Annotated in this window: 15 protein-coding genes; 10 read left to right on the forward strand and 5 right to left on the reverse strand. The window is 49.4% G+C overall.

Going from position 1 to position 23752, the window contains the following annotated elements; genetic code table 11:
* Positions 1–71: 71 nt before the first annotated feature.
* Positions 72–932 (reverse strand): hypothetical protein, encoded by an 861-nt coding sequence (locus JNJ77_21090; protein MBL8825098.1) that lies wholly within the window; start codon positions 930–932, stop codon positions 72–74.
* A gap of 103 nt (positions 933–1035) precedes the next feature.
* The gene (locus tag JNJ77_21095; GenBank protein MBL8825099.1) at positions 1036–2487 is read right to left on the reverse strand and encodes a DUF1501 domain-containing protein; all 1452 of its coding nucleotides are present in this window, start codon (positions 2485–2487) and stop codon (positions 1036–1038) included.
* 122 nt (positions 2488–2609) lie between these two features.
* Between JNJ77_21095 and JNJ77_21100 the strand changes: the two genes are divergently transcribed.
* From JNJ77_21100 to tssG, 7 genes are all read left to right on the forward strand, one after another.
* Positions 2610–3962 (forward strand): TIGR03790 family protein, encoded by a 1353-nt coding sequence (locus JNJ77_21100; protein MBL8825100.1) that lies wholly within the window; start codon positions 2610–2612, stop codon positions 3960–3962.
* A gap of 202 nt (positions 3963–4164) precedes the next feature.
* Entirely contained in the window at positions 4165–4695 is a 531-nt protein-coding gene (gene tssB / locus JNJ77_21105; protein MBL8825101.1) for a type VI secretion system contractile sheath small subunit, read from the forward strand.
* A gap of 3 nt (positions 4696–4698) precedes the next feature.
* The gene (gene tssC / locus JNJ77_21110; GenBank protein ID MBL8825102.1) at positions 4699–6183 is read left to right on the forward strand and encodes a type VI secretion system contractile sheath large subunit; all 1485 of its coding nucleotides are present in this window, start codon (positions 4699–4701) and stop codon (positions 6181–6183) included.
* A gap of 90 nt (positions 6184–6273) precedes the next feature.
* Positions 6274–6759: a type VI secretion system tube protein Hcp gene (locus JNJ77_21115; protein ID MBL8825103.1), complete on the forward strand. Its 486-nt coding sequence runs from the start codon at positions 6274–6276 to the stop codon at positions 6757–6759.
* 98 nt (positions 6760–6857) lie between these two features.
* On the forward strand, positions 6858–7352 hold the full coding sequence (tssE, locus tag JNJ77_21120; protein MBL8825104.1) for a type VI secretion system baseplate subunit TssE: 495 nt from the start codon (positions 6858–6860) through the stop codon (positions 7350–7352).
* Positions 7349–9250, forward strand: a complete 1902-nt coding sequence (gene tssF / locus JNJ77_21125) for a type VI secretion system baseplate subunit TssF (protein MBL8825105.1) — start codon at positions 7349–7351, stop codon at positions 9248–9250. Before tssE ends, tssF begins: the two co-directional genes overlap by 4 nt.
* Positions 9251–9261: 11 nt before the next feature.
* A complete protein-coding gene (gene tssG, locus JNJ77_21130; protein ID MBL8825106.1) occupies positions 9262–10419 on the forward strand; it encodes a type VI secretion system baseplate subunit TssG in 1158 nt (385 codons plus the stop codon).
* On the opposite strand, the gene JNJ77_21135 is transcribed toward tssG, so the two are convergent.
* Positions 10416–11765, reverse strand: coding sequence for a BBP7 family outer membrane beta-barrel protein (locus tag JNJ77_21135; protein ID MBL8825107.1), 1350 nt, complete (start codon positions 11763–11765; stop codon positions 10416–10418). The genes tssG and JNJ77_21135 overlap by 4 nt on opposite strands.
* A gap of 452 nt (positions 11766–12217) precedes the next feature.
* Here JNJ77_21135 and JNJ77_21140 point away from each other — a divergent pair, with 452 nt between their 5' ends.
* The 3 genes from JNJ77_21140 to JNJ77_21150 all read left to right on the forward strand — a co-directional run bounded on the left by JNJ77_21140 (position 12218) and on the right by JNJ77_21150 (position 20495).
* Positions 12218–17779: a hypothetical protein gene (locus tag JNJ77_21140; GenBank protein ID MBL8825108.1), complete on the forward strand. Its 5562-nt coding sequence runs from the start codon at positions 12218–12220 to the stop codon at positions 17777–17779.
* 159 nt (positions 17780–17938) lie between these two features.
* Complete coding sequence (gene tssI / locus JNJ77_21145) at positions 17939–20188, forward strand: type VI secretion system tip protein VgrG (GenBank protein ID MBL8825109.1); 2250 nt, start codon at positions 17939–17941, stop codon at positions 20186–20188.
* Positions 20189–20207: 19 nt separating this feature from the next.
* Positions 20208–20495: a PAAR domain-containing protein gene (locus tag JNJ77_21150; protein MBL8825110.1), complete on the forward strand. Its 288-nt coding sequence runs from the start codon at positions 20208–20210 to the stop codon at positions 20493–20495.
* Between the two features lie 70 nt (positions 20496–20565).
* Here JNJ77_21150 and JNJ77_21155 read toward each other — a convergent pair whose 3' ends face one another.
* Entirely contained in the window at positions 20566–21714 is a 1149-nt protein-coding gene (locus tag JNJ77_21155; protein MBL8825111.1) for a hypothetical protein, read from the reverse strand.
* 130 nt (positions 21715–21844) lie between these two features.
* A complete protein-coding gene (locus JNJ77_21160) occupies positions 21845–23719 on the reverse strand; it encodes a hypothetical protein (GenBank protein MBL8825112.1) in 1875 nt (624 codons plus the stop codon).
* Positions 23720–23752: the final 33 nt, after the last annotated feature.

Here is a 23752-nt window from a genome sequence, read left to right on the forward strand (position 1 = left end):
CTAAGGCAGGTACGCAACTTGTTGCCCTGATGACATCATTCTGTCACCAGGGATCTTGATGGGGCCCAAGTTTACTTTTTGTGGAAGGCTTCCTGCACCAGATCAGGCGAGAAGCCGTTCGGCATCACGCCTTCAGCAGCATACAGATACAGCCCGGCAATATAAATCTGTTTCAGCGTTGAAAGAATAATGCTGATGACCACCAGATAAATCACACCCAGACCGATGGCGATGCCGCCCAGCATCATATTTTGCATGGCGGCTCCACCCATTGCTCCTGCAAAGATCAATAACAAGCCAGGTAAGGTTAGCAGAAAACCAACCAGTCCCATCGTCAGGCCACCTGCCAACCCTTCACCCCAGGTACGACGTAATAATTCACTGGAGCGTTTCAGTGCGTCAATCGGCCCTTTGCCTTCCACGGCCAGCACCGGCACCACCAGATAGGTCACCGCAGTCCACATCAAACCAAGGAACCCCACAATCAGTTTGCCTACCCATTCGGAACGGTCTTGTATGGCTTTCAGAATCATGCCGACGGTGGCTGCGACAAAGGCCCAGCCGAGGATTTGAGGGAAGCGACGACCTGCTGCGGATAATCCATCACCCAGAGTGGGATCAATTCCCTTGAAATGCATCACCGCACAGGCTGCCAGTGCTGCATTGAAGAAAATGATGATGAAGTAGTTGATGAAATAAAACAGGAAGCCACCGATAGCAATAATCCAATTCCTGGCTTCAGGGTCACCACCCTTGCGTGCCACTTTCACAAACAGGTCAGGCATTGCAATAACAGGTGCAATAAATGATATCGCAACAATCAGGCAGGCTATTCCACTGAGAATAGGGAAGACCACTAGCGTCTTCTGTTTTTTGAGTACCGCGTAGCTTTGTGAAATGATTTCCCAACTGCGGCTAAACGATGAAAACATGGCACAACCCTCTGAGGGGGAAGAAAACGGAAGTATTGTAATCGAAATCTGCAATTCCGGGATATTGCAATTCCTGAAATAACCATGCATTCAGGGCAGCATGTTACGAGAGTATATCATGCACGACATGGCCATGCACATCTGTCAGGCGATAATACCGCCCCTGATGCTGGTAGGTGAGCCGTTCATGATCAATGCCCAGTAAATGCAGGATAGTAGCCTGCATGTCGTGAACATGCACTCCGTTTTCTGCCACACTGTAGCCAAACTCATCGGTTGATCCAAAACTGGTTCCCGTTTTGATGCCTGCACCAGCAAGCCACATGGTAAAGCAACGTGGATGATGATCGCGGCCATAATCAGTTGCGGTCAATTTCCCCTGGCTGTAATTCGTTCGACCGAACTCACCACCCCAGACCACCAGCGTATCGTTCATCATTCCTTGTTGTTTGAGATCAGTTAGCAGAGCATAAGTTGCCTGATCGATGTCTGCACATTGGCGACGGATGCCGCCAGGCAATCCGCCATGATGATCCCAGCCCGGATGGTACAACTGAATGAAACGGACGTTCTGTTGAGCTAAACGTCTGGCTAAAAGACAATTGGCAGCAAAGGTCCCAGGTTTCCTGGCTTCTGGCCCATAGAGTTTCCAGACACTTTCCGGCTCGCTCGCAAGATTCATCACTTCGGGCACGCTGGTCTGCATGCGATACGCCATTTCATACTGAGCAACGCGACTGGCTATTTCAGTATCCCCCGTTTGTTCCTGTTGCAGTTCATGCAGTTCCTTCAATCGATCCAACATATTCCTTCGCGCAGCTGGACTGATGCCATCTGGATTGGCTAAATACAGAACTGGGTCTTTGCCACCTCGGAACTGAACTCCCTGATGCGTACTCGCCAGGAAACCGTTGCCCCAGAGCCGGGCATAGAGAGGCTGATCAATGCGATCCTTGGAAATTAATACTACAAACGCAGGGAGATTTTCATTCAGACTACCGAGACCATAGCTGAGCCAGGAACCTATCGAGGGGCGACCGGCTAATTGAGAACCTGTTTGAAAAAAAGTAATTGCGGGATCGTGGTTGATTGCCTCCGTGTGGAGCGATTTCACCAGACACAGATCATCAGCCAGCCTGGCTGTGTGAGGCAACAGGTTGCTGAACCAGGCCCCCGATTGGCCGTGCTGTTTGAATTCAAATATGGAACCAGCTAGTGGCAATCTTGCCTGATGTGCCGACATACCCGTCAAGCGCTGCCCCTGCCGCACACTGTCAGGCAGGTCTTCCCCATTCTTTTTGTTGAGCAGAGGCTTATAGTCGAACAGATCAAGTTGCGAAGGGCCACCACTCATGAACAGATAAATGATGCGTTTCGCTTTGGGTGGATGATGAGGTTTATCCAGTATGCCTTTGAGTGGCCCCGGGGATTTGTCATCAGCCAGTACCTTCGCACCCATTAACTTAAACAATGCCGTTGCACCCAGACCCATCCCGGTGGTACTGAGGAAAGATCGTCGTGAGGAAGATTGAAGCAATTGCTGGAGGGAGTGCATCACTTTAGTCTAATCGAATTAAGTGAAGGTTGCCAGAAAACTTCGATACATGTGTCTTATACTTCCAGATGGGCAATCCCATAATAGAAAAGGTGAAAGAACGGCTCCAGACGAGATACACCATGCGGTACATTTCTTTTCTTTTTGTGTTGTGCAGCAGCACTATCAGTTTTGGACAAATCAACAGCCCGACACTTTTTAGTCCTGACAGTGTCTGGGTGGTGGTTAACCGAAACATGATAACTTCCGTCGCTCTCGGAGAGTTCTACTGCCAGCAGCGAAAGGTGCCGATGGATCATCTTCTGCGACTCGATCTGCCCGATACCGAAGAAATGTCTCGTGAAGATTATGAAACCAGGCTGCTGGCTCCTATTAGAGACAAGCTCAGGTCTTTTCAGCATCAGGATATTATTCTGCTGACTACTTACGGTGTACCCATTCGAGTAGGCAACGCAACACCTAAGGCGGAAGATACTACCCGGATCGAGTTAATCAAGAAAGAACTCAAGAAGAACTATGATGAACTGAGTGAAGCGAACGATCAAGTACGCAAATTGAACGAAGCAAATGAGAAAGCAAAAGCAAAGTTATACGAAGGTGACGTTGCCAGGCTGAAACAAGCGATTGTGACATTGGAACAGCAGTCGATGATGCACGATCAGCGGGAGAGCAACGCTGCAGTGGATAATGAACTCGCTCTCATGTGGTATCCTCCGTATCCCTTGTCTCGCTGGCAGTTGAATACACGATTCTTCACTATCACAGAATCTGCACGATCCAAAATGCCCCGGATCGTGATGACCTGCAGGGTGGACGGTCCAACACCAGCAGTAGCCAAACGCATCATCGAGGATGCCATCCAGACGGAGGAAGCGGGCGGCCCTGCGGGGTTCGCTTACGTCGATGCACGAGGCATCAACTGGAAAAAAGAGGGTGATGCTGCTGGAGGCACCTATGGCGGTTACGATGAGTCGCTGCGTGAACTCGCTGAACTCTTCAAAAAATCGCTTTTTCGAACTACTCTCAACAATACGGAAGATGTATTTCGTGTTGGAACCTGTCCGCGCACTGCTCTCTATTGTGGCTGGTATGCATTACAGAATTACACACCGGCATTTGAATTGATGAAGGGTTCCATTGCTTACCACATTGCCAGCTTTGAAGCGGTGTCATTGCGAGAAGCTAACAATAAACGCTGGGTCCCCAACCTGCTTCAGGATGGAGCCTGTGTTTCCATTGGCCCCGTATGGGAACCTTATTTGATTGCCTTCCCGAAGCCTGCAACGTTCTTCGGGTTTCTTCTTGCCGGGCATACGGTTGTGGAAAGCTACTGGCTCAGTAACCATTTCACCAGTTGGCAGATGATGATTATTGGAGATCCACTCTACAGGCCCTATGGTAAAAAGCCTCGCTTGAAAACAGAAGAAGTGAAGCTCTCCCCAGCGGGTGCAATCTTCCCACCGCGGGTTCGTTGATGAACCCAAAAATAATCGGAAAAGCGTGAAAGATTAGCCAGTTGCGCTCCATCTAGATTTTGTTCAGGGAAGTAAATTCGCTGAATTTCATAAGTATCTGCTTGATCGACTGTTTTTGGCAAAGTAAGATGCGGGACGAGACTCGAAACAGAAAACAGGTAGTAAGCGTGGTTTATTCCACGTCTTGAGTGGAGTTTTAAGTATGTCTGCAAGTAATCAAAAGAAGATTGGCCGAGTCCGACCGCCTCGTGTCCAAATCACCTATGATGTGGAAACCAACGGTGCTTTACAGAAGAAGGAACTTCCTTTTGTGGTGGGTGTCGTAGCAGATTTGTCAGCTCAGCGAACCGAACCCCTGCCACCACTGAAAGATCGGAAATTTGTCGAGGTTGATCGTGATAATCTCAACAGTGTTATGGCCGATGCAGCTCCGGAAATCAATATACGGGTAGACAACAAACTTTCTGAAGATGGCTCACAGCTATCCGTGCCCTTGAAATTCCGCAGCATGGAAGACTTTCATCCTGCCAGGGTAGCAGAACAGATTCCTGCCTTGAAAGAATTACTCGACATGCGACAGCGCCTCGATGAGGTGCTCAGCAAAATTGGCGTAAATGCCAAACTGGAAGGCCTGCTGCAGGAGGTATTGCAGAATACCGCCAAGGTGGAAGAACTCGCAAAGCAAATGGGAATTGCAGCGGATGCCCCTGCAGCACCCACGGAGGAAAAATAAGCCATGGCTAAGTCGCAAAGTGCAGCAGCAGGTGGAGCAGAGGCAGTACAGGAAGAGAAAAGCCTGCTCGATACCATTCTCGACAATACCAAACCTGCATCAAAAACCGAACGTGAGCGCAATCAGGGCTTCATCGGCGAGCTGGTGAAACAGGCATTGAACGCCAAGCCTGGCTCGGTGGTCTCAGGAGACCTGGAACGCACGATAAAGCTCTGGCAAGCTGAGATCGATCGTAAACTCTCAGCCCAGTTGAACGAAGTCATGCATCATCCTGACTTTCAGAAGGTCGAAGGAACCTGGCGCGGCCTTGATTATCTTGTCAAGCAATCTGAAACGGGTGATACGCTCAAGATTCGTGTATTGAATGTTTCCAAGAAGACACTGGCCAAAGATCTCGAAAATGCTGTCGAGTTTGACCAAAGTGCATTCTTCAAGAAAATTTATGAATCGGAATACGGTGTTCTGGGTGGACATCCATATGGACTGATTGTCGGAGACTATGAATTCGGCAAACATCCCGAAGATGTAGAAATGCTGAAGAAGATTTCGGGAGTGGCTGCATCCGCACATGCTCCCTTTGTCTCGGCGGCCTCTGCCAGTATGTTCGGGCTGGATGATTACACCGAATTAAATCAGCCTCGCGATCTGGCTAAAATCTTTTCCAGTGTGGATTATGCATCTTGGAAGAGTTTTCGCGAATCAGAAGATTCCCGGTATGTTGCACTTGCTTTGCCCCGAGTACTGTCGCGACTGCCCTATGGAGCCGAGACCAAACCTATCGAGGAGTTCAACTTCGAAGAAGTGGTTGACAAGGATCACAACAAGTACTTATGGATGAACGCAGCCTGGGCTTATGCTGTAAGGGCAACTACTGCGTTTTCTAATGATGGCTGGTTCATGCGTACTCGCGGCGTGGAAGGTGGTGGCAAAGTCGAAGGTTTGCCAGTACACACCTTCTCCGAAGATGGTGGCAGAACCATGAAATGTCCCACCGAAGTGCTTATCCCTGATCGCCGGGAAAACGAATTGTCTGAACTGGGTTTTCTGCCCTTACTGCATTGCAAAAACACTGATTTTGCAGCCTTCCTGGGAGCACAGAGTTGCCAGAAACCCAAGACGTATTTTGATACTGGTGCCAATGCCAACGCCGAGATGTCCACCAAGTTTAATTACCTGATGTGCGTCTCCCGATTTGCCCATTACCTGAAGGTGATGGCACGTGATAAAGTTGGTGCCATGATGGAGTCCCACGATGTTCAAAACTGGTTACAGGGTTGGATCAATAACTTTATTGATCCAAATCCCGAGATTTCCGGTCAGGAAATGAAGGCCAAACATCCATTACGGGAAGCTCGCATAGCCGTAACGGAAGTAAAGGGCAAGCCGGGTTGGTATCAAGCTACCGCACACTTGCGGCCCCACTATCAACTGGAAGGCATCGATGCTTCGATGCGCTTGGTGGCGGAACTGCCGCAAGCCAAGAAGTAACATCTTTTTGCATGAAAAGTGTTTGGGTTCGACGGACCAGATGCTTTTCATTCTGCTCAATCATCATCCGTCGTTACAGGGAGCATAACCATGGCAGCTGACTATTTCTTGAAAATCGATGGTGCACCAGCTGATTCGCAGACTGAAGGTCATAAAGGGGAGATTCAAGTGGAATCATGGAGTTGGGGCGCATCGAATCCAACTTCAGGTTTTACTGAAGGTGAAGGACTGGGTGCTGGAAAGGTACAGATGCAGGATTTTCATTTCACCATGAAAAACAGCAAGGCCTCGCCGGTCCTTATGCAACATTGTGCAACAGGAAAACATATTCCTACAGCCATTTTGACTTGCCGTAAAGCAGGTGGAAAGCAAGAAACCTATTTGAAAATTACTTTCAACAATCTGTTGATCAGTAGTTATCAAACTGGTGGAAGTGCTGGTGGTGAAGTACCTTTTGATTCCATTTCGTTCAATTATACCGAAATGCTGATGGAGACATTTGGACAAAAGGCTGATGGTACTGTCGGACCAACAGGGAAAGCCGGTTACAATTTAAAGACGCAAACCAAGAAGTAACCGTGATTCTCTTGAGTCATCGTAAGGCTTCCGCAGGCTTGCGGAAGCCTTTATCGTTCCATTACCGTTGGACGGTCTGAAATTTTCACAGGGTACCCGTGTCGTACGAACCAAATACCAACGTGTTCAAACCCTCTTTACTCGATCGTCTGCTCGATGCAAACGAAGTGCGTTATGGCCAAACACTCCTGCAACTGGAAGAATCCATACTGAGCGATCTGCAGGATCTGCTCAATACTCGAAGCCCTCCACGAGATCAATTTGCCAATTTGCCTGATGCTGCTAAAACGGTGGCCAACTATGGCCTGATGGATTTTTCCCATTTGGAAATTCAGTCGCGTGATGACAGAATGCAGATTCTGGATCATATCAAAACACTCATCGAAACCTACGAACCTCGATTGCACGATGTGGAAGTTGTTGAACGTAAGCAGGATGATGTAGAAAAAATGGCCAAAGGCGATTTTCGCAAAGGTGCTTTATTTTTTCAAATCAAGGCCAGGCTGGCTGGCAACCCAGGACCTGAAGTGTCATTTGAAACCATCCTTGAACTGTCAAAGGGGTCACACACCGTCAAGAAGGAATTGTCATGAGCGTGAAGAAAGATATTACCTGGGTCCACTATGACCAGGAACTGAGACGTTTCTGGAAACATGCCCAGGAGTTTTCATCGCGCTACAAGCTGGAAGCAACCGCACTCGGACTGGGAGTTGATCGTTCGACTGATCCACATGTTGAGCGGATGATCGAAGCTTTTGCTCTGCTTACCGCCAGAGTTCGCACCAAACTCGATGATGATTTTCCTGAACTCATTGATGGGATGTTGGGGGTCCTCTATCCTCATCTGCTGTCCCCCATTCCCTCGATGAGCATCGTGCAGTTCGATCCGATTCCGGGTGTGTCAGGTCTGGAAAAAGGGTTGACGATACCTGCGAATTCCATGCTGGCTACCAGGGATGTGCCAGGGCTTCCCTGTGCGTGTCAATACCGAACCTCCTATCCGGTAACTCTCTGGCCTGTCAAGTTGTTGGAAGCCAGACTGCAATCGCCACCCTATCCTTCAACCTGGAAACTGGCCCAGCACACTGCAACTCAGGAATCGTTGCGACCCAAGTCAGTATTGCGGTTAGCCTTTCAAACAACCGGAACAGCTGTCTTTGACAGCCTTTCGCTCGAGCAGTTACGCTTGTACCTGTGGGGTGACAACGTATTAACTGCTTTGCTCCATGAACTGCTGCTCAATCATGTGATGGCGGTTTCATTCCGTGATGAGACCTTGCCCCAGTCGCGACCGGTCGCATTCTCTGCAGAGGAATCAATTAAACCGGTGGGATTCAGCTTGGAGGAAGGCATTCTCCCCTATCCGGCACAGTCCTTTCAGGGATATCGCCTGCTCACTGAATTTTTTGTCTATCGGGAAAAGTTTCTGTTTCTTGACTTCGGTGGATGGACGCGTGCCAAAGAACAGAAAGCTATTCAGGGGAACAAGATCGAGTTGCTGATCTATCTTGATCGATCCCTGCCAACTGCCTTAGAACGTGAAGTAACTTCGTTAAATTTCCGACTTGGTGCAACTCCAGTCATTAACCTGTTTGAGAAAAAGACCGAAGCGATACCGCTTACGTTTGAGAAATATGACTATCCCGTCATACCGGATGTACATTATCCTTCTGCTCATGAAGTGATATCCATAACGGACGTTCGGCATGTCGATCCTATTCAAGGGAACGAAACGAATTACGCACCGTTTTATTCTTACCGGCATAACGACCGGGAGCGACATCGTGCGTATTGGCAGGCGCGTCGCCGATCCACGCGGGATGAACCTTCAACTTATTCGGGCACCGAAGTCGATCTGCATTTCGTCAACCTTGATTTCGATCCGCAGATTCCCTCTGATCCCACCGTGGTGGTAACCACGTTATGCTGCAATCGTGATCTTCCTTCGGTACTCAGGGAAGCTGGTGAAGCCCTGGCTTTTGAGCCGATGACTGCTTTACCAGTCTCGATCACCTGCCTGAGGCCGGTGACGCCCACACTTCGACCCTTGCCTGGACGGGGATCATACTGGCGGTTGATTTCGCATCTGAATCTCAATCATTTATCCCTGTCGGATTCACAGTTGGGCAAGCAGGTGTTTCTGGAATATCTGACTCTCTACGATTTTGCTGACCCGGAAACCAACAGCCAGATTGCCAAGATTAATCAACAGGTGATTGAAAGTGTTCTTGATCTCCGAACGCGGCGTAGCGTCGAATTGATCCGTGCAGACGGCATGGTCGGATTTGCACGAGGCATGGAGATCACTATCGAACTCGACGAAGAAAGACTGGTTGGCCTGGGTTCTTACCTGTTTGCCAGCATCCTGGATCAGTTCTTCGCCCTGTATGCTTCCATTAACTCTTTTACACGACTGATCCATGGCACCAGACAAAGTGGCGCGGTAGTCAAACGCTGGCCGATCCGCAGCGGAACACGTGAACTCCTTTAATGAACACTAGTATGACTCTGGAACAGAAACTTTTTGAACAGCCAACTTCGTTTGATTTTTTCCAAACGGTTTTCATCCTCGAAGTATTGCATCGGGGCCAGCACAGTTCACGTATTGAAATCGAAGAGCAGTTCCGGCTGAAAACGTTTCCCTCTCTGGTATTTCCATCCAGTTCGGTGAAATTTCTGCGGAAGAAACTGCACCTGGTCAATAAGCCTCACATCTATGTCAATTTTCTAGGGCTGATCGGGCCTCAGGGTGCATTGCCCTTGCACTATACCCTGAAAGTGCTTGCTGCCAGCAAACTGGTAAAGGAAGATGGTCTGTCTACATCGCCACTGCAGGAGTGGCTGGATCTCTTCAATCATCGATTCCTGACACTTTTTTATCGAGCATGGGAGAAGTACCGTTTTCCCGTCGCCTACTTCCATTCCAACCGCCTTGGCATTCATCAGGAAAAAACGGCTGGAAAGATTCTAAGCCAGACAGACGACTTCACGCAGGCGCTGTTTTCACTCATTGGTCTGGGTGTCCCCGGTTTGCGCAACAGATTGCGCGTGGAATCTGTTGACAATACTTCCTCTTCCACCCAGTTATTGGCGATCGTTCCCGATGAAGCACTTTTGCATTACGCTGGTAACCTCGCTCATCGTCCTCGTCATGCCAGCGGTCTCCAGGCTCTCCTCAGCGATTACTTTAACCTGCGGGTCAAGGTTCAGGTGTTGAAAGGACAATGGCTGCAACTCGATGCATCAAGCCAGTCACAAATGAGCGAAGATGGGCATTGTTCACTGGGAGAAGATGTGATTGCCGGTGAACGTATCTGGGATTTCAACAGCATGTTTCGGATTTCACTGGGGCCTTTATCCTATGATAGGTTCGTAGAACTCTTGCCGGACGAGAGCCATGTCAAAGTACGAAAAACTTTTTATCTTCTTTGTCAGATGACGCGATTCTACGTCGGACCGGAATTTGATTTTGAAGTGCAGTTGCGACTAAAAGGAGATGAAGTGCCTGCCTGTGAGTTGAGTAATCCCGGTGGCAGTACACTGGGAGCCAGGCTTGGTTGGAACACCTGGCTACCATCGACGGAAATGCCTGAAGTGGTGGAAGATGCCGTGTTCCAGGCGGATGATCGTACCTTGCTCGCTGCGTCTATTGTGAATTAATACTGAATTTCCAGACCCGCACTGATCCCCTGAGCAACAAAATCATTGCGTACGCGAGGCAAGTTAGGTGCGTTAGGCCCGGCCAGTGTGCCAAACGCAGGATTGCTAGGCACATAACGGGGATTGATAGTCTGGTCGATTTGAGCCCCAGGACGAATCACATCATTGATATATAGCCATTCGTAGCCGAGATAAACGCGAGCATGGCTGGTAACCTGAACACCAAACTGCACGCCTAGCTCAGGCATGACGATGAACTGGTTGTAGCTCTGTTCACCCAGGTTCCCGACAAATGTCGTGTTGCCATCTACTGGAGGTGATTGTCCTCCCACTGCCAGAAGACCACCGGTAGCGTTGAGAGTAGTGCCATTACCATCAATTATTCCAGATGTAGATCCCTGGATATTCAAACGCTGCTGATTAACTCCCAGCGTCACTTTACCTGCAGCATTAACAAAAAATGCACCCAAGCGGGCTTCGGCGCGAGTACCCAACTGCAAACCATTAATCTGGTTGCGTGTCTCGAAGGAATCCCTGATCAACAGTGAATTGACTGGCACGAATACGAATTCATCCGGGATATCAGGATTCGTATTAGGTTGAGCGATCCCCAGAGGGTTTGGGGTTTGTCCACCATTGAACGCGCTGTTTTGTGTCAGATAGAGCTTCTCACTGATTTTGAAGTAGCGATAACCAATCGTTCCATCAATCGTCAGAGTTTCGCTGTTCCAGAAGTTATTGCGAACATGGACATCAAAACCACCAAACCGAGCACTATTTTCAATGAGCAGACTGCCACTGACGCCGGAAGCAGGATCACTGACAATATTACCTACTTGCTGGAATGCCTGAGCATCAAAGATCGGGCGGGTAATCAGGGCCGGCCCAGTAGTCTGTGAATCGAATATGGTAGTGAATGTCCGCTTATTGAAGCCGGTAAACCCGAAGCCCAGCCCCCAGGTGTGCTGCTGATTCAGCCAGATGCCTGCATCTATTCGAAGCCCATTGAAGTCGCCAAAATCAAGCGATTGATCGCCAAAAAGTATACGAGTATCAGGATCACCCAGTGCACCGGCAAAATCGCCTGCACCGGTTGTGGCTAACGGCGTGGCAAAAGGTGCGTCGCTCATCCACCAGCGTGCATAGCCTGCACTCAACCAGACCTGTTGCCAAGGACCACGTTTCTCACAAATCGGTTCGCAGGGATTCCAATCCGTAGGATGCACGCTGGCTGCCGATGGGGTGGTACTGGGAACGGGTGTTGTGGGAATGACTTCCTGTTGCGCATAGGTCGCAGAAGTCAAGCCCAGGCAAGATAACGTCGCAAACACGGATTTTCGCAACATGACAAAGTCCTCGTCATCTAACCTGGAATCAAACACACATTCCGCTCAATCATAACGACAAGTAGATACCTTCGTTATCGGAGACTTTGCCTAACTTACTTGATTGAAACAAACCAATTGAACTCCCCGAAATGCCATGCTTCGATTAATTACGTTGTAAACCCTGATGTTTATAGCTGTTACAACGATTATGCATGACATGAAAAACGGATAATATGGGCTATGCTAAGAAAACGGGAAGACTATTCGGGTTACAAAAAGAAATCATGCTTGCGACTGAAGTCCAAGTTGCTCTAATGGAATGTACGTTTGGTTGGTAGTGGTTTGCCCAGGCCACCTTTACTCCTGGTTGTCGCTCGTTTACCTTTCATGGTGGTAATATGACTCTGTCTCGAAGAACACGCTGGTTTCAGTCTCGTTTTTTTGAGAATAGCAATACACGAAAACGAACGGTGAAGTGCTATCGTCCGGTCATGGATGTTCTGGAAGATCGACTCGTTCCTGATGCTGCTCTCAGTATTCTTGGTGGTGTCGTAACTTACACCGGCGATACGGGAGCCAACGACTTCTCATTCACTCGCCTGGCTGACGAATACGTTATTTCAAACAACAATCATACGATTGTCACCGGTGTACCGGGAGTAACTTACAGCAACGGGAATCGCACCGCCACTTTCTCCGCCATTGGAATCTCTCAACTCAATTTCAGCTTTGATTCAGGCAGCGCCAACGATGTCTTTCTGGGTGGCTTTGATGCTCCTATCGCTGCACTGAACATCAATGGTGGCAGCAATCCTAACTCCGATGTAACACTTACTGGTACCGGGTTGACCTCAACCGGCACTGTCACGCTGATTGGATTCGACGATATGACTATCGGCCAGTCGTTGACTGCAGCCGGAAATATCACCCTGGGCGCGGATGCCATGATCATCTCTCAGCCCATCTCTGCCGGCGCTAATCGTGTCACAGTACATACACGAACCAATGATCATGACATTAATCTAGGTGCTGCTGACAATGCCACTCGTCTGGGTCTGAATGCCACTGAACTCGATTTCATTACTGCAGGAGTTCTCCAGATCGGAAATGCCAATGCTGGTGTGATAACTGTCTCGGCAGCACTTACCCCCGCTAATGTTTCAACAGTCACGCTCATCACCGGTGCCGCCATTGTTGATTCTGGTTCTCTGACTGTCACCAATTTGCGATTTAGCGCAACAGGAAATGTTGCCCTGGATGGTGGTTTCAGCACGGTTGCGGGTTCAACCAGTGGATCGGTTAGCATTACAAATAACGCGAATCTCACTGTAGGCAATGTGGATACAGCCAGCGGTATTAGTTCTGGGGGTAACATTGATGTTGTGGTGAGTGGTTCGTTATTGGTTGCTGCTAATGTTACAACGACAAGCAATAACGACATCACATTAACGACCGTCGACGCTGCAGCAGTTGGTCAGAATATTCAAGTGAACGGTACCGTAACGATACAGTCAGGCACTGGCGATCTCATTCTGAGAGCTGGTGATAATCTGACTATTGCCACTGGTGCTTCGCTTACGACATCGGGGACAGGTGAGATCAATTTGACGGTTGATTTCGGTAGCGCAGATCCGCAAGGCAATACGCTCACAGCAATCGGAGTAATCTACAATACTGCAACGATAACTGATTACGCTGGAGGGTCACAGGGTGATACCTTCGTGACGACGGCTTCTGCAAACACAGTTATCCGGGTTGCGGGTACAGGAGGCGTCGATACGATCCAGGTCGATGGGGAAGGTCAAGTAGTTACCGCATCAAACGGATTAATCAGAGTTAATACACGACAGAATATCACGCTGACCAGTGTTGAGAATGTTTTCGTGATCAACGCCATATTTTTGATCGAAGGTGATGATGGCGATAATACTGCTGTTTACGATCCAGTTGCAGGGACACTGCAGGTGGATACCACGAATTACATAATTAATAGCAATTCATTCATTTATGATGGACTTGGTGGTTCAGATTCCTTGACTGTGCAAGGTACCAATGTTGATGATTCTTTGCTCTTTCGAACTCGTAGTGGCTCGCCTGATACTTCCGAGTTCAGTCTGAACGGCGGTCCGTTCCACGGACTTATCAACGTGGAATCATTCGACTTTAATGGTTTGGCCGGCAATGATCTGATGACGGTAGATTATGTTTTCGGCAACCCGGTTCGTTCGGGTGGCATCGATTACGATGGTGGCGGAAACAATGATATCCTGGCTGTTACTTCACCTCTAGCGGATGCTCGAACCGGCAGTTACTTGCCCGGTGCCAATTTTGGTGATGGAACAATTTCAGTTAGCGGTGGAAACATTCGATTTGCCAATCTCGCACCAGTAGACATTACTGGTTTCGCAACCTTCACCGTACTGATGCCCGACAGCCATGATGTCATCGACATTGCTGCAGGCACCGCTTTTACCAATCCACTGCAGAATGCACTTGTTATTTCTGGAAGTTCCTTCGCCACTCCTTTTGAACCATTAGCAGTTTGGAATGTTACTAATCTCATCATTGATACCACAACCGTGGCAGGTACAGACACGATTACTCTTGCAGCAACAGGCGCAGCAGCGGCTCACAATGTAGCCAACCTGCAAATTATCACGGGTACGCTCGTTGATACCGTAAATGTGACTGGTACGGTAAATCTGGCAGGAAGCCTCACGATCGATGTCGGAACAGGCGACAATACGGTTACTTTCCAGGGTATCACCATTAATGCTCCGACGGGTATTGCTCAGTTGGGTGATGGCAACAACGTGCTGAACGGAATTACTACCACTCTGAATACAACCATCGGTAACATCAGTCTGGCTGCTCCTGTGCAAGGTACCGCCGCCAATGCTCAGACTCTGCTGGCCAACTCCAATTCAGGCAATATTGCATTGAACAGTGTTGGCAACACTGTCAGCCTTAATACGTTGACTTTGACAACGGTAACCGGGACAAATATTCTTTCGGGAATAGACGATCCTCCTGAAAAAGCCTATCGAGCAGGTACTCAAATTTTCAATGGTGAAACAACTGTCTCAGCCGGAACTGTAACATTTGATGGTACACCACACAATGGTCCCATCACATTCAATGGGACATTAACCGGTACATCTTCAGCAGTCATAGTCACCACCTCAGGTAACACCAATTTCATCCAGGCAGTCAGTGTCGGTTCCCTGGTGACCAATGGTGGTGGCAACACGCGCATCAACACTGCCACTGTCACCACGGTCAACGGACAGACCTACGATGACGCAGTTGTGCTGCTGGTCACCACTACTCTCACTTCGACCAATAATCAAACGATTCAGTTTAATAACACGGTAAATGGCTTATTTGGATTAACAGTCACCACCTCTGGTGACACCATTTTCAACCAGCCTGTAAGTGTTGGTTCATTACTGACCAATGGCGGAGGCAATACACGCATCAACACAGCAACCGTCACCACGGCCAATGCTCAGACCTACGATGATGCTGTTTTGTTGTTGGTTACTTCTACTCTCACCTCGACAAATAATCAAACTATTCGGTTCAATAACACAATAGATGGCCCTGGTGGATTAACAGTCGATACCACGGGTGATACCATCTTTGGTGATTTCATCTTGGTTGATAGTATTGGCAATGGAACAGCACTTGCTTTTTTGACGACAAATCCCGGTGGCACCACTGCAATCAATGGCGGCTTGGTGCGTACCACGGGGAATCAGTCTTATCAAGATCCAGTCACAGTCGGTTCGGTAGCCAGTTTCATCACTACAACTGGTGGCACCATTCGCTTCTTCAGCACCTTGAGCAGCCCACCCTGCACGAATGTTACCTTTGACGATCTTGGCAGTGGTGGAGATATTGTTTTTGATGACATAGTCAGTGGATTGGGGACATTGACTATCAACAATGCAGAGAATGTGACAATCAATGCTTCTATGACAGTTTCTGCACTGGTTCAGTTGACCGGAACAGGAACTACACAGTTTAATGGAGACACCACGGTAACAGCCAGTTGTCCCTTTGCAGGAGTCTATGAACTGGATGTTTCGAACGCCAATGTGGTTCTCAATGCAAATGTAACGGCCGATAGTCTGGATGCCCGGTTCATTCCCCTGGGGGTTGGCGTCAATCAAACGGCAGGCAACTTGTTAGTTGGAAACCTTAGGCTTGAAGGCACTGGCGCTTTCAACCTTTTACAGCCTGGCAATGATGTTGCATTCTTTCTGTCTGCCAATATCAATGGTCCATTGAATTTAGCTGATGCCAACGACCTGGTGATTCGCCCAGCAACTGACAGTATTCCAGCAGGATTGTTTACCAGTGACGACGCAGTGCTGTTGCGTGCAGGAAGAAACTTTACTGCAGACAATATTGCAGTTACTCTGATTGATGTGGGTGCTGGTGCTTTCCAGGCGATTCCAGGATTGGCATCCCCTTCTCTCACTGTATTCAATACCAACATCCGTGCAAGTTCTGCTATTCTTGGTTCATCAACATTCAATTCGGATAATATTCTTGATGATATCTTCCGAATCAGGCCTAGCACGTTTGTAGCCATCCAGGTGGAAGGCAACCAGCCTGAAACTCTTCCGTTAACAACGCCTGGAGACAAGATTCAGCCTCTGTTTGGGGATCACCCCGAAATTCCAGTAAGCGTGACAACTACACCTATCATTGGAACCAACAGTTTTGACGGCACCTATAAATTTGGTGATGGTTCTATTTTCCGCGATGTCAATTTCTTCAGTATGGAAGGGTTGGACCAGCTTAAGATTCAGGCTGTTGTTTTCCAAACTACTTACAATCAGTTTAGTATTACGTTAAACGTCACACAACCTTTTGCAAAGCTGGTAAATAATGTTGAGTTCCTTGCACCTGAAAATCTGTTTGTAGTATCCCCTCGGATTGTAAATCCACGTGCACCATTTGGAGCGCCACGAGTCACAGTGGGTGATATAGATGGAAATAACCAGCCTGATTTGATTATTGCGAATGGATCAAATGCGAGCCCAGTTGTAACAGTGGTTAAAGGTGAGAAACTGTTTGGAATTATTTCTGATCCTGATCCTACAAAAGTAACACGGCTCACCAAGAACGACATTCTTGCTCAGTTTTTTGCATTCGATCCTCGATCCCGATACGCAGGCGGGCTTTTTGTAGCTGCAGGCGATGTTCAGGGGGATGGACTGGATGGAAAGGATGAAATCATCATCGGCTCTGACATTGGCCCGCGAGCTACTGTCAAAGTTTTCTCATTCGATACGTTTTCCAAGAAAATGAATCTACCAGGTACTGATATCAGCACCCTTCTGCCTGCCTCGTTTGGAACCAAAGGGGCACGCGTAGCGGTAGGTAAGGTGACAGGCAGTGAAAATGCAGATATTGTGGTTGGCAGCGGGCCTGGTGTTACTAACCGCGTCGCGATCATTACTGGCGGCGATACCTTCGCGCTGCGCCGCACGTTCAGTCCGTACACTCCGTCCTTCCGCGGTGGCATCCAGGTGGCCGTGGGTAAATACGACAACGATGTGTATGATGACATCCTGACGGGGCCTGGTATTGGACGGTCCATTCTCAGCACTTCTGGTCCTCGGGTTTTTGTCTTCTCCGGCGCACTCATTAAGGACTCCGCACCAGAGACTCCCCCTGCTCCCGGAGTCAACAATCCTATGTACTTGTTCAATCAGACCGTATTCTTTACTCCGGAAAGCAGCGGTCTTCGTCCTAGAACCTGGCACCTGACTCAAGGCGTATCCAGTGTGGCGTTCTCCAGATTACCCTCCGAAGAGAATACAATCGTAGTGGGTTCTCCTCGAGGATTACGCACACAACTCCTCAGGTATACAAATAGTAATACAGCTCCTACCAATTATTTTGAATTCTTTAACGATACAGATCCCGGCCTCAATAGCACTGAGCAGGTACTTAGCGATCGATTATTCACTCGTTATCGCGATGGTGCTTCGATAGTATCCGCTCTGCTGACATGATTCACACGATATCAGTAATAACGCCTCGGGGTGATAATCTTGTCATCCCTGAAATTCGATGCTTGCGTTCGCTCTAGATTTCTCTCTAAAATAGAAAGATTCCTGTTGGAGCGGCCATTTATTATTTGTTGATATCTCCCAGGAAATCAGGGAGGACATATGCCTCGTTTCTCACAGCAGAATCACCCTTTGCAGGTCACCACACCCCTGGGCACAGACAAGCTACTGGCATTTGATCTCAGTGGATCCGAAGCCATTTCACAACTCTATCATTTTCGTCTTGAATGCTACGCGCATCTGGAAGATGCCATTGATTTTGACAAGTTGCTGGGCGAGAGCATCAGTGTCAGGCTCGAAGTGCCCGGTAAGAAGTATCGCTTCTTCAGTGGCATCTGCTCGCGTATCAGCCAGGGATCGAGTGACAGTGAATTTACACACTATTCCCTCGAGGTTGTACCAGCTTTATGGTTCCTGACCAAAAAACGACAGTCCCGCATTTTCCAGCATAAGAGTGTACCCGACATTCTCAAGGAAGTCTTGCAGGGATTTTCTTTTCAACTGAGCCTCCAGGGTACGTTTGAGCCTCGCGATTACTGTGTCCAATATCGCGAAACAGATTTTGCTTTTGCCAGTCGGCTCATGGAGGAAGAAGGCATCTTTTATTATTTCAAGCATGATGAGAGTGGCGCCAAGATGGTGTTGGGAAATTCACCATCCGCGCATGATCCAATCCCCCATAATGAAAAAGTCACTCTGGTAGATAGCGGGTTCGGCATCGACCAGAATCGTGAACACATTCTTGAATTAGCCAAAACTCAGGAGGTAATTTCGGGAAAAATAACGCTCTGGGATCATTGTTTCGAGTTGCCTCATAGAAATCTGGAGGCTACCAAAGCGAATCAGGCAACTATTACTGTCGGCGCAAAATCAATGAAACTGGTGCAGGCAAAAAGCACGAATCTCGAACAATATGATTATCCCGGTGCCTACGCTCAACGTTTCGATGGAATAAACAAAGGTGGTGGCGAGCAAGCCAGCGAACTGCAGAAAATATTTACAGATAATACACGAACTGTCGGAATTCGTTCCCAGCAGGAAATGGCCAGGGGCATCAGTCTGACGGGCGCCAGTACCTGTCGTCGTCTGGTACCCGGACACAAAGCAACTTTCGAGTCCATTCCTGATGCAAAAATTGGGAAGATCATGCAGGCTGATGGCCAATATGTGATAACGCAAATTTCACACCATTGCCGTTCGGATAACTATCGCAGTAATCAAGGAGATTCCCTGTATCGGAATTCGTTCCACTGCATTCCGCTTGCCTTACCGTTTCGTCCCCAGAGGGCAACACCCAAACCCGTTATTCCGGGTTCACAAACAGCGGTGGTGGTCGGGCCGCCTGGCCAGGAAATATTCACTGATAAGTACGGGCGGGTGAAGGTTCAGTTTCACTGGGATCGTCAGGGAACTAAAGATGCAGACAGTTCCTGCTGGGTGCGGGTTGCCACCTCCTGGGCTGGTAAAGGCTGGGGTATGCTCCATATTCCACGCATCGGGCAGGAAGTTGTGGTCGATTTCCTCGAAGGCGATCCCGATCAACCCATTATCGTTGGCAGTGTCTGGAATGCTGAGCAGATGCCTCATTACAAGCTGCCCGACGATCAGAATAAAAGTTATCTCAAGAGCAACACTACTCCAGGAGGAGACGGATTCAACGAAATTCGTTTCGATGACACGAAGGGCAAAGAACAGATTTTCTTACACGCTGCACGGAATTGTGACACGCGAGTGAAAAATGATGATTTTGAAACAGTGCTGGGCAACCAGCATCTGATCGTTGGTGATAATAAAAATGGCAAAAAGTATGATCGGATCGAGGAGATAAACCGCGATCAACACACCAAGATCGGCAGGCATCAGAACGAGAACATTGGTGGAAACTATTTGTTGACGGTCGGGTACAATGAAGCTGGTTCGGGCAACATGGATGTAAAAATCGAGAAAGACCACAAGATGGCGGTCGACGGTAACGATCACCTCGTAGTTAAAGAATCGAGTTTGGAGAAGATTGGTAAGGACAAAGTGATTAATGCTGCCAGCAGTATTCTCACCGATGCAGGATCGGGTATTCTGCTCAATGCTGCTCAGGAAATTTACATCAAAGCGGGCATGAATATCATTCTGGAGGCTGGCACGCAAATCAGCCTGAAAGTAGGTGGTAATTTTGTTGATGTCAGCGCCGCCGGAGTTGCCATCAACGGCACAATGGTGTTAATCAACAGCGGCGGGGCGGCTGCTTCTGGCACTCTCAAGAAAGGTCCGGACGCAGAAGAAGCAAAGAAAGCCGAACCAGTAGCACCCAAGTTGGCAGATGATTCGAAATCGGGTCAGAAATCCTGTGCAGGCTAACGTAGCAGAGGGTAATGTCATGCCACCGGCAGCACGCGTAGGCGATATGCATGTTTGTCCCATGGTTACCGGTGTGGTTCCGCATGTCGGTGGCCCTATCCTGCCGCCTGGCTGCCCAACAGTATTGATTGGCTTCATGCCTCCAGCACGTCAGGGTGATATGGCGACGTGTGTTGGGCCACCCGATGCAATTGCCATGGGTAGCCCGACCGTGTTAATAGGTAATATGATGGCTGCCAGACTGGGTGACCCCACGGTGCATGGTGGTTCGATTGTGGTCGGCTTTCCCCAAGTCATGATTGGATAATTGGAAGATTCTAAATGCCAACAAGCCGGGGTGATGAACCCCGGCTTGCTGCTTGAAAGTTCAGTACTTCTTAGAACCGGATGCGGAATTCCGCTCGCCACTGACTCTGTCCCAGGTACTGTTCTGACAAGGCGTGAGCATAGCCCAGACCGAAGTCGTAATTATCGCAGTAGACAAATCGCAAGCCAGGTCCGATGTTGCAATAGGTCTTTCCACCAGCGGGCGCCACTCCATCCACCAATCCGGTCGTGAAGCTCCAGCCGTTGAATTCGGCGGTACCGATGATCTGCCAGGGTCCACGTTCTGCGAACAGATGATTGATACTCCAGTGGTAATGTAATACTGCACCACTCCATGCTGGATCGCCACTGATGGGAATCCAGTAGGCAACCTGTTGCTGAAGGTAGGTTGCATCGAAGAGTTTCAGGCTAGCCAGAAAGGAGGGTTCCAGTGAAACGTGTCCTGTGCCCAGTCCGCTCGAAGAGGCTCCCGTTGGCAGAAACGTCTTGAACTGGAAGGTCAGTTGCAGTAATTCGCAATCGAGCAGCAATGATTTGGTACCCAGGTTCATATCGACGAAGCCTGCGTTGTGTCCTTCAGTATAGTCCAGTGAACGATATGGCATTTCGATAAAGAACGCTGCTTTGTCGCTCGCCACTTCCTGATACATGGTAACTTCAAAGGAATCGAGTGCATTGCTGGCAGGGCCGTTTTGCGACATGAAGTATGTGCCAATGCGGGAAGCACTCATGTTTTGAATCGTATCGAAGCGATAGCGGGTGTAAGTCTTGGGTCGAACCGTATCCTGGAAGAAAGCAGCGTTGGCAGTGTGCACCCATATTGGTTCATAACAGGGGTCAGGGCAGCACAGGCATTCAGCCAGGCCGCCAAAGAAGGTGTCGCAGAATCCGCTGCCACAATTGGCAGTGTATCGGCATTTACTGCCAGGCTTACACAGGCCACTCTGGCAGGTGTCGCCACACAGTGTGCCAGCAGATCCACAACTGGAACAACCAGTATGAACCATGGCTGATGGTCGCAGTGTTCCGCAGGAACTGCATTGTACCTGCAGGATGTCGCTGACAGGTGCTTCAGAGACGACGGTGCCCGTTAAGGCTGCCCGTGCATAATCAGGCAGGTTATCTCCTGATTGTGCAGACACCTTGCTTGATAAAGGCAAGCCGAGGCAGGCAACGGTGATGATGGCGAACAGTCGCATACCGTGGTTCTCCTTCGCTTCGCAGCCGGTACTCACATGAGTGTTGAATTCAGTGAGGTGGTTCGGCAATCAAATATCCATTGTTTCAAAACTTCTGTCTGTTGGTTCGTACAGCGATTCTTCACCGCTATTAGTTACCATTGACCAGTCGCAGGTTGATTTGCGCCAAGGCCTGGTTTGCTTCTTTGCCGACAGCAGTATCCGCCTGAATTCCCAACTGAGCCAGAACCGGAATGGCCTGCTCAGCACGAACTCCTGTGCGAACCATAGCCCTGATAGCAGCACAGCGAACGGTATCCTGGCTATCCTGCTCTGCGGTCTTGATCAATTGGCTGGCTAGTTCAGGCGTTGCCTTGTCAAATGTCGTCAGGCTCTCGATCGCCACGATGCGTTCATGAACCTGGCCCATGGAGATTTTCTGAATCGTGGCCTGCATTGGATCAGTCCTGGTCGTTGATGGTGCTGCCACAGATTGTGTCACCACTTGTACTGGCTGAACAACAGGCTTGGCAACCGGCTTTGTCTCAACCGCGGGCTTGTTAACTGCAGGTGTCTTGGCCACCGTTGCAGACTGGGTGACGGGAACTACGGTTGAAACTGGTTGAGCAGCTACTGTGACTTTTGGTTGCATTAGCTGAGGAGCTGCTTGCCTGGGTGTGGGAATTGGTGTAACCGTCTGTACTGAAACCGGTGTAGATTTCATGACAGGAGGCGGTTGTACAGCCGGTAGTGCTGGTGCGCTGGCTGGAACTTGAACAACTGGAGGAACTCTGGTCTCCGGGACAGTAACTACAGGTTGTGTAGAGGTCCCAGCTGATACAGCCAGCGGAAGTGGTGCTGCAGTACTGGTTGTCAATGGAGTTGCAGCGGGTTGTGGCACCACCCGAGGTGTTTCGCTGGCAACCACGGTTGACCTGGCTGGGTAGCTGGAAACCACCACTGGCTGATTACGCCCTGTCATCATTTCCCACAGATTCTTCGGCTTGGATGCTACCACTTCTGCCTGGCCGGGTAAACCGCCATGTACGATATATCCCTGGGTCTGCGGGGTTCCCGACGCACGATCAAAGAGGCGGGCCAGCGAGTTTCCACTCGATACCGGGATCGCGCGAGAGGCTGTAGCAGCCAGGACGCGGCGTCCTTCCCGAACGATGGCTTCCATCGGCTGTTTCTCAATAAAGGCGTAATAATCTTCGCCTTTTAAACGAGTGTCGTTGATCTGGCGTGGTGTATTGGAGCTGGCTTTGGATGCAGGTTGTCCAGCCTTTTCGGGATTGTCCTGTTTCTTGTTGTCGCCTGGTTTTTCGGGGTTTTCTATGTTCTGCTTGACAGGTGTAACATCTTCAAAGCAGCTCAGACACTTTTCCAGTGCGATGCGTGAAGCGGCGTGCACTCTCGCCGAGGTCTCTTTGGGGAAATTATCGCGATCACTGCAACTGAGAACGATAATCAGGGTTTCGATAGTTGTTTTGTTGCAGCAGCATCCGTTGGCCAGCGCGAGTGCAGCTTCGTAGCGAACGCATTCATTACGGTCAGATCGCAAGGCCGTAACGAGGGCTTTCCCAGCTTCCGGCCAGTAATGGCAATCGACCGTTCCCAGATAACGAACAGCAGCCCGTCGTTCCTTGGCAGCAGCTTCATCGGCCTGGATTTTGGCAGCGGCACCGACAGCGCCTTTATCTGCCAGTTGCTCTGCCGTGGGTGTTTGTGGACAGAATGATGGAATCAAGCCGCCCGTCATGGCGCCTAACGGAGCGCTGGCGTTGTTCAGCATCTGTCCGATCGGCATTTTGCAGATTTCACGACGGCAGGCCTCCTTCTGTTCCCAACTGCAACCAAGAAATGACCAGAGCGTTCGCTGGGGAGCTACAGGTCCAACTGCAGATGCTACCGCAGGCGCCTGGTTGATGGCTGCGGTCGTTGCACTCTGCTGTGCCTGAGCATGTGTTGATAACACAGAAGCTGTCACCAGACTTGCCCAACACCATACATGTCGCATTTGCATGACTGATGCCCCTTTGTCATCCAGCTAAACTGC

This window comes from Planctomycetia bacterium, from assembly GCA_016795155.1.
In the GTDB taxonomy this organism is placed as follows: Bacteria; Planctomycetota; Planctomycetia; order Gemmatales; family HRBIN36; genus JAEUIE01.

Bases quoted from the DNA above. Each gene is read 5' to 3' on its own strand.
- JNJ77_21090 (MBL8825098.1), bottom strand. From the start codon at position 932: ATGTTTTCATCGTTTAGCCGCAGTTGGGAAATCATTTCACAAAGCTAC.
- JNJ77_21095 (MBL8825099.1), bottom strand. From the start codon at position 2,487: ATGCACTCCCTCCAGCAATTGCTTCAATCTTCCTCACGACGATCTTTC.
- JNJ77_21100 (MBL8825100.1), top strand. From the start codon at position 2,610: ATGCGGTACATTTCTTTTCTTTTTGTGTTGTGCAGCAGCACTATCAGT.
- tssB (MBL8825101.1), top strand. From the start codon at position 4,165: ATGTCTGCAAGTAATCAAAAGAAGATTGGCCGAGTCCGACCGCCTCGT.
- tssC (MBL8825102.1), top strand. From the start codon at position 4,699: ATGGCTAAGTCGCAAAGTGCAGCAGCAGGTGGAGCAGAGGCAGTACAG.
- JNJ77_21115 (MBL8825103.1), top strand. From the start codon at position 6,274: ATGGCAGCTGACTATTTCTTGAAAATCGATGGTGCACCAGCTGATTCG.
- tssF (MBL8825105.1), top strand. From the start codon at position 7,349: ATGAGCGTGAAGAAAGATATTACCTGGGTCCACTATGACCAGGAACTG.
- tssG (MBL8825106.1), top strand. From the start codon at position 9,262: ATGACTCTGGAACAGAAACTTTTTGAACAGCCAACTTCGTTTGATTTT.
- JNJ77_21135 (MBL8825107.1), bottom strand. From the start codon at position 11,765: ATGTTGCGAAAATCCGTGTTTGCGACGTTATCTTGCCTGGGCTTGACT.
- tssI (MBL8825109.1), top strand. From the start codon at position 17,939: ATGCCTCGTTTCTCACAGCAGAATCACCCTTTGCAGGTCACCACACCC.
- JNJ77_21150 (MBL8825110.1), top strand. From the start codon at position 20,208: ATGCCACCGGCAGCACGCGTAGGCGATATGCATGTTTGTCCCATGGTT.
- JNJ77_21155 (MBL8825111.1), bottom strand. From the start codon at position 21,714: ATGCGACTGTTCGCCATCATCACCGTTGCCTGCCTCGGCTTGCCTTTA.
- JNJ77_21160 (MBL8825112.1), bottom strand. From the start codon at position 23,719: ATGCAAATGCGACATGTATGGTGTTGGGCAAGTCTGGTGACAGCTTCT.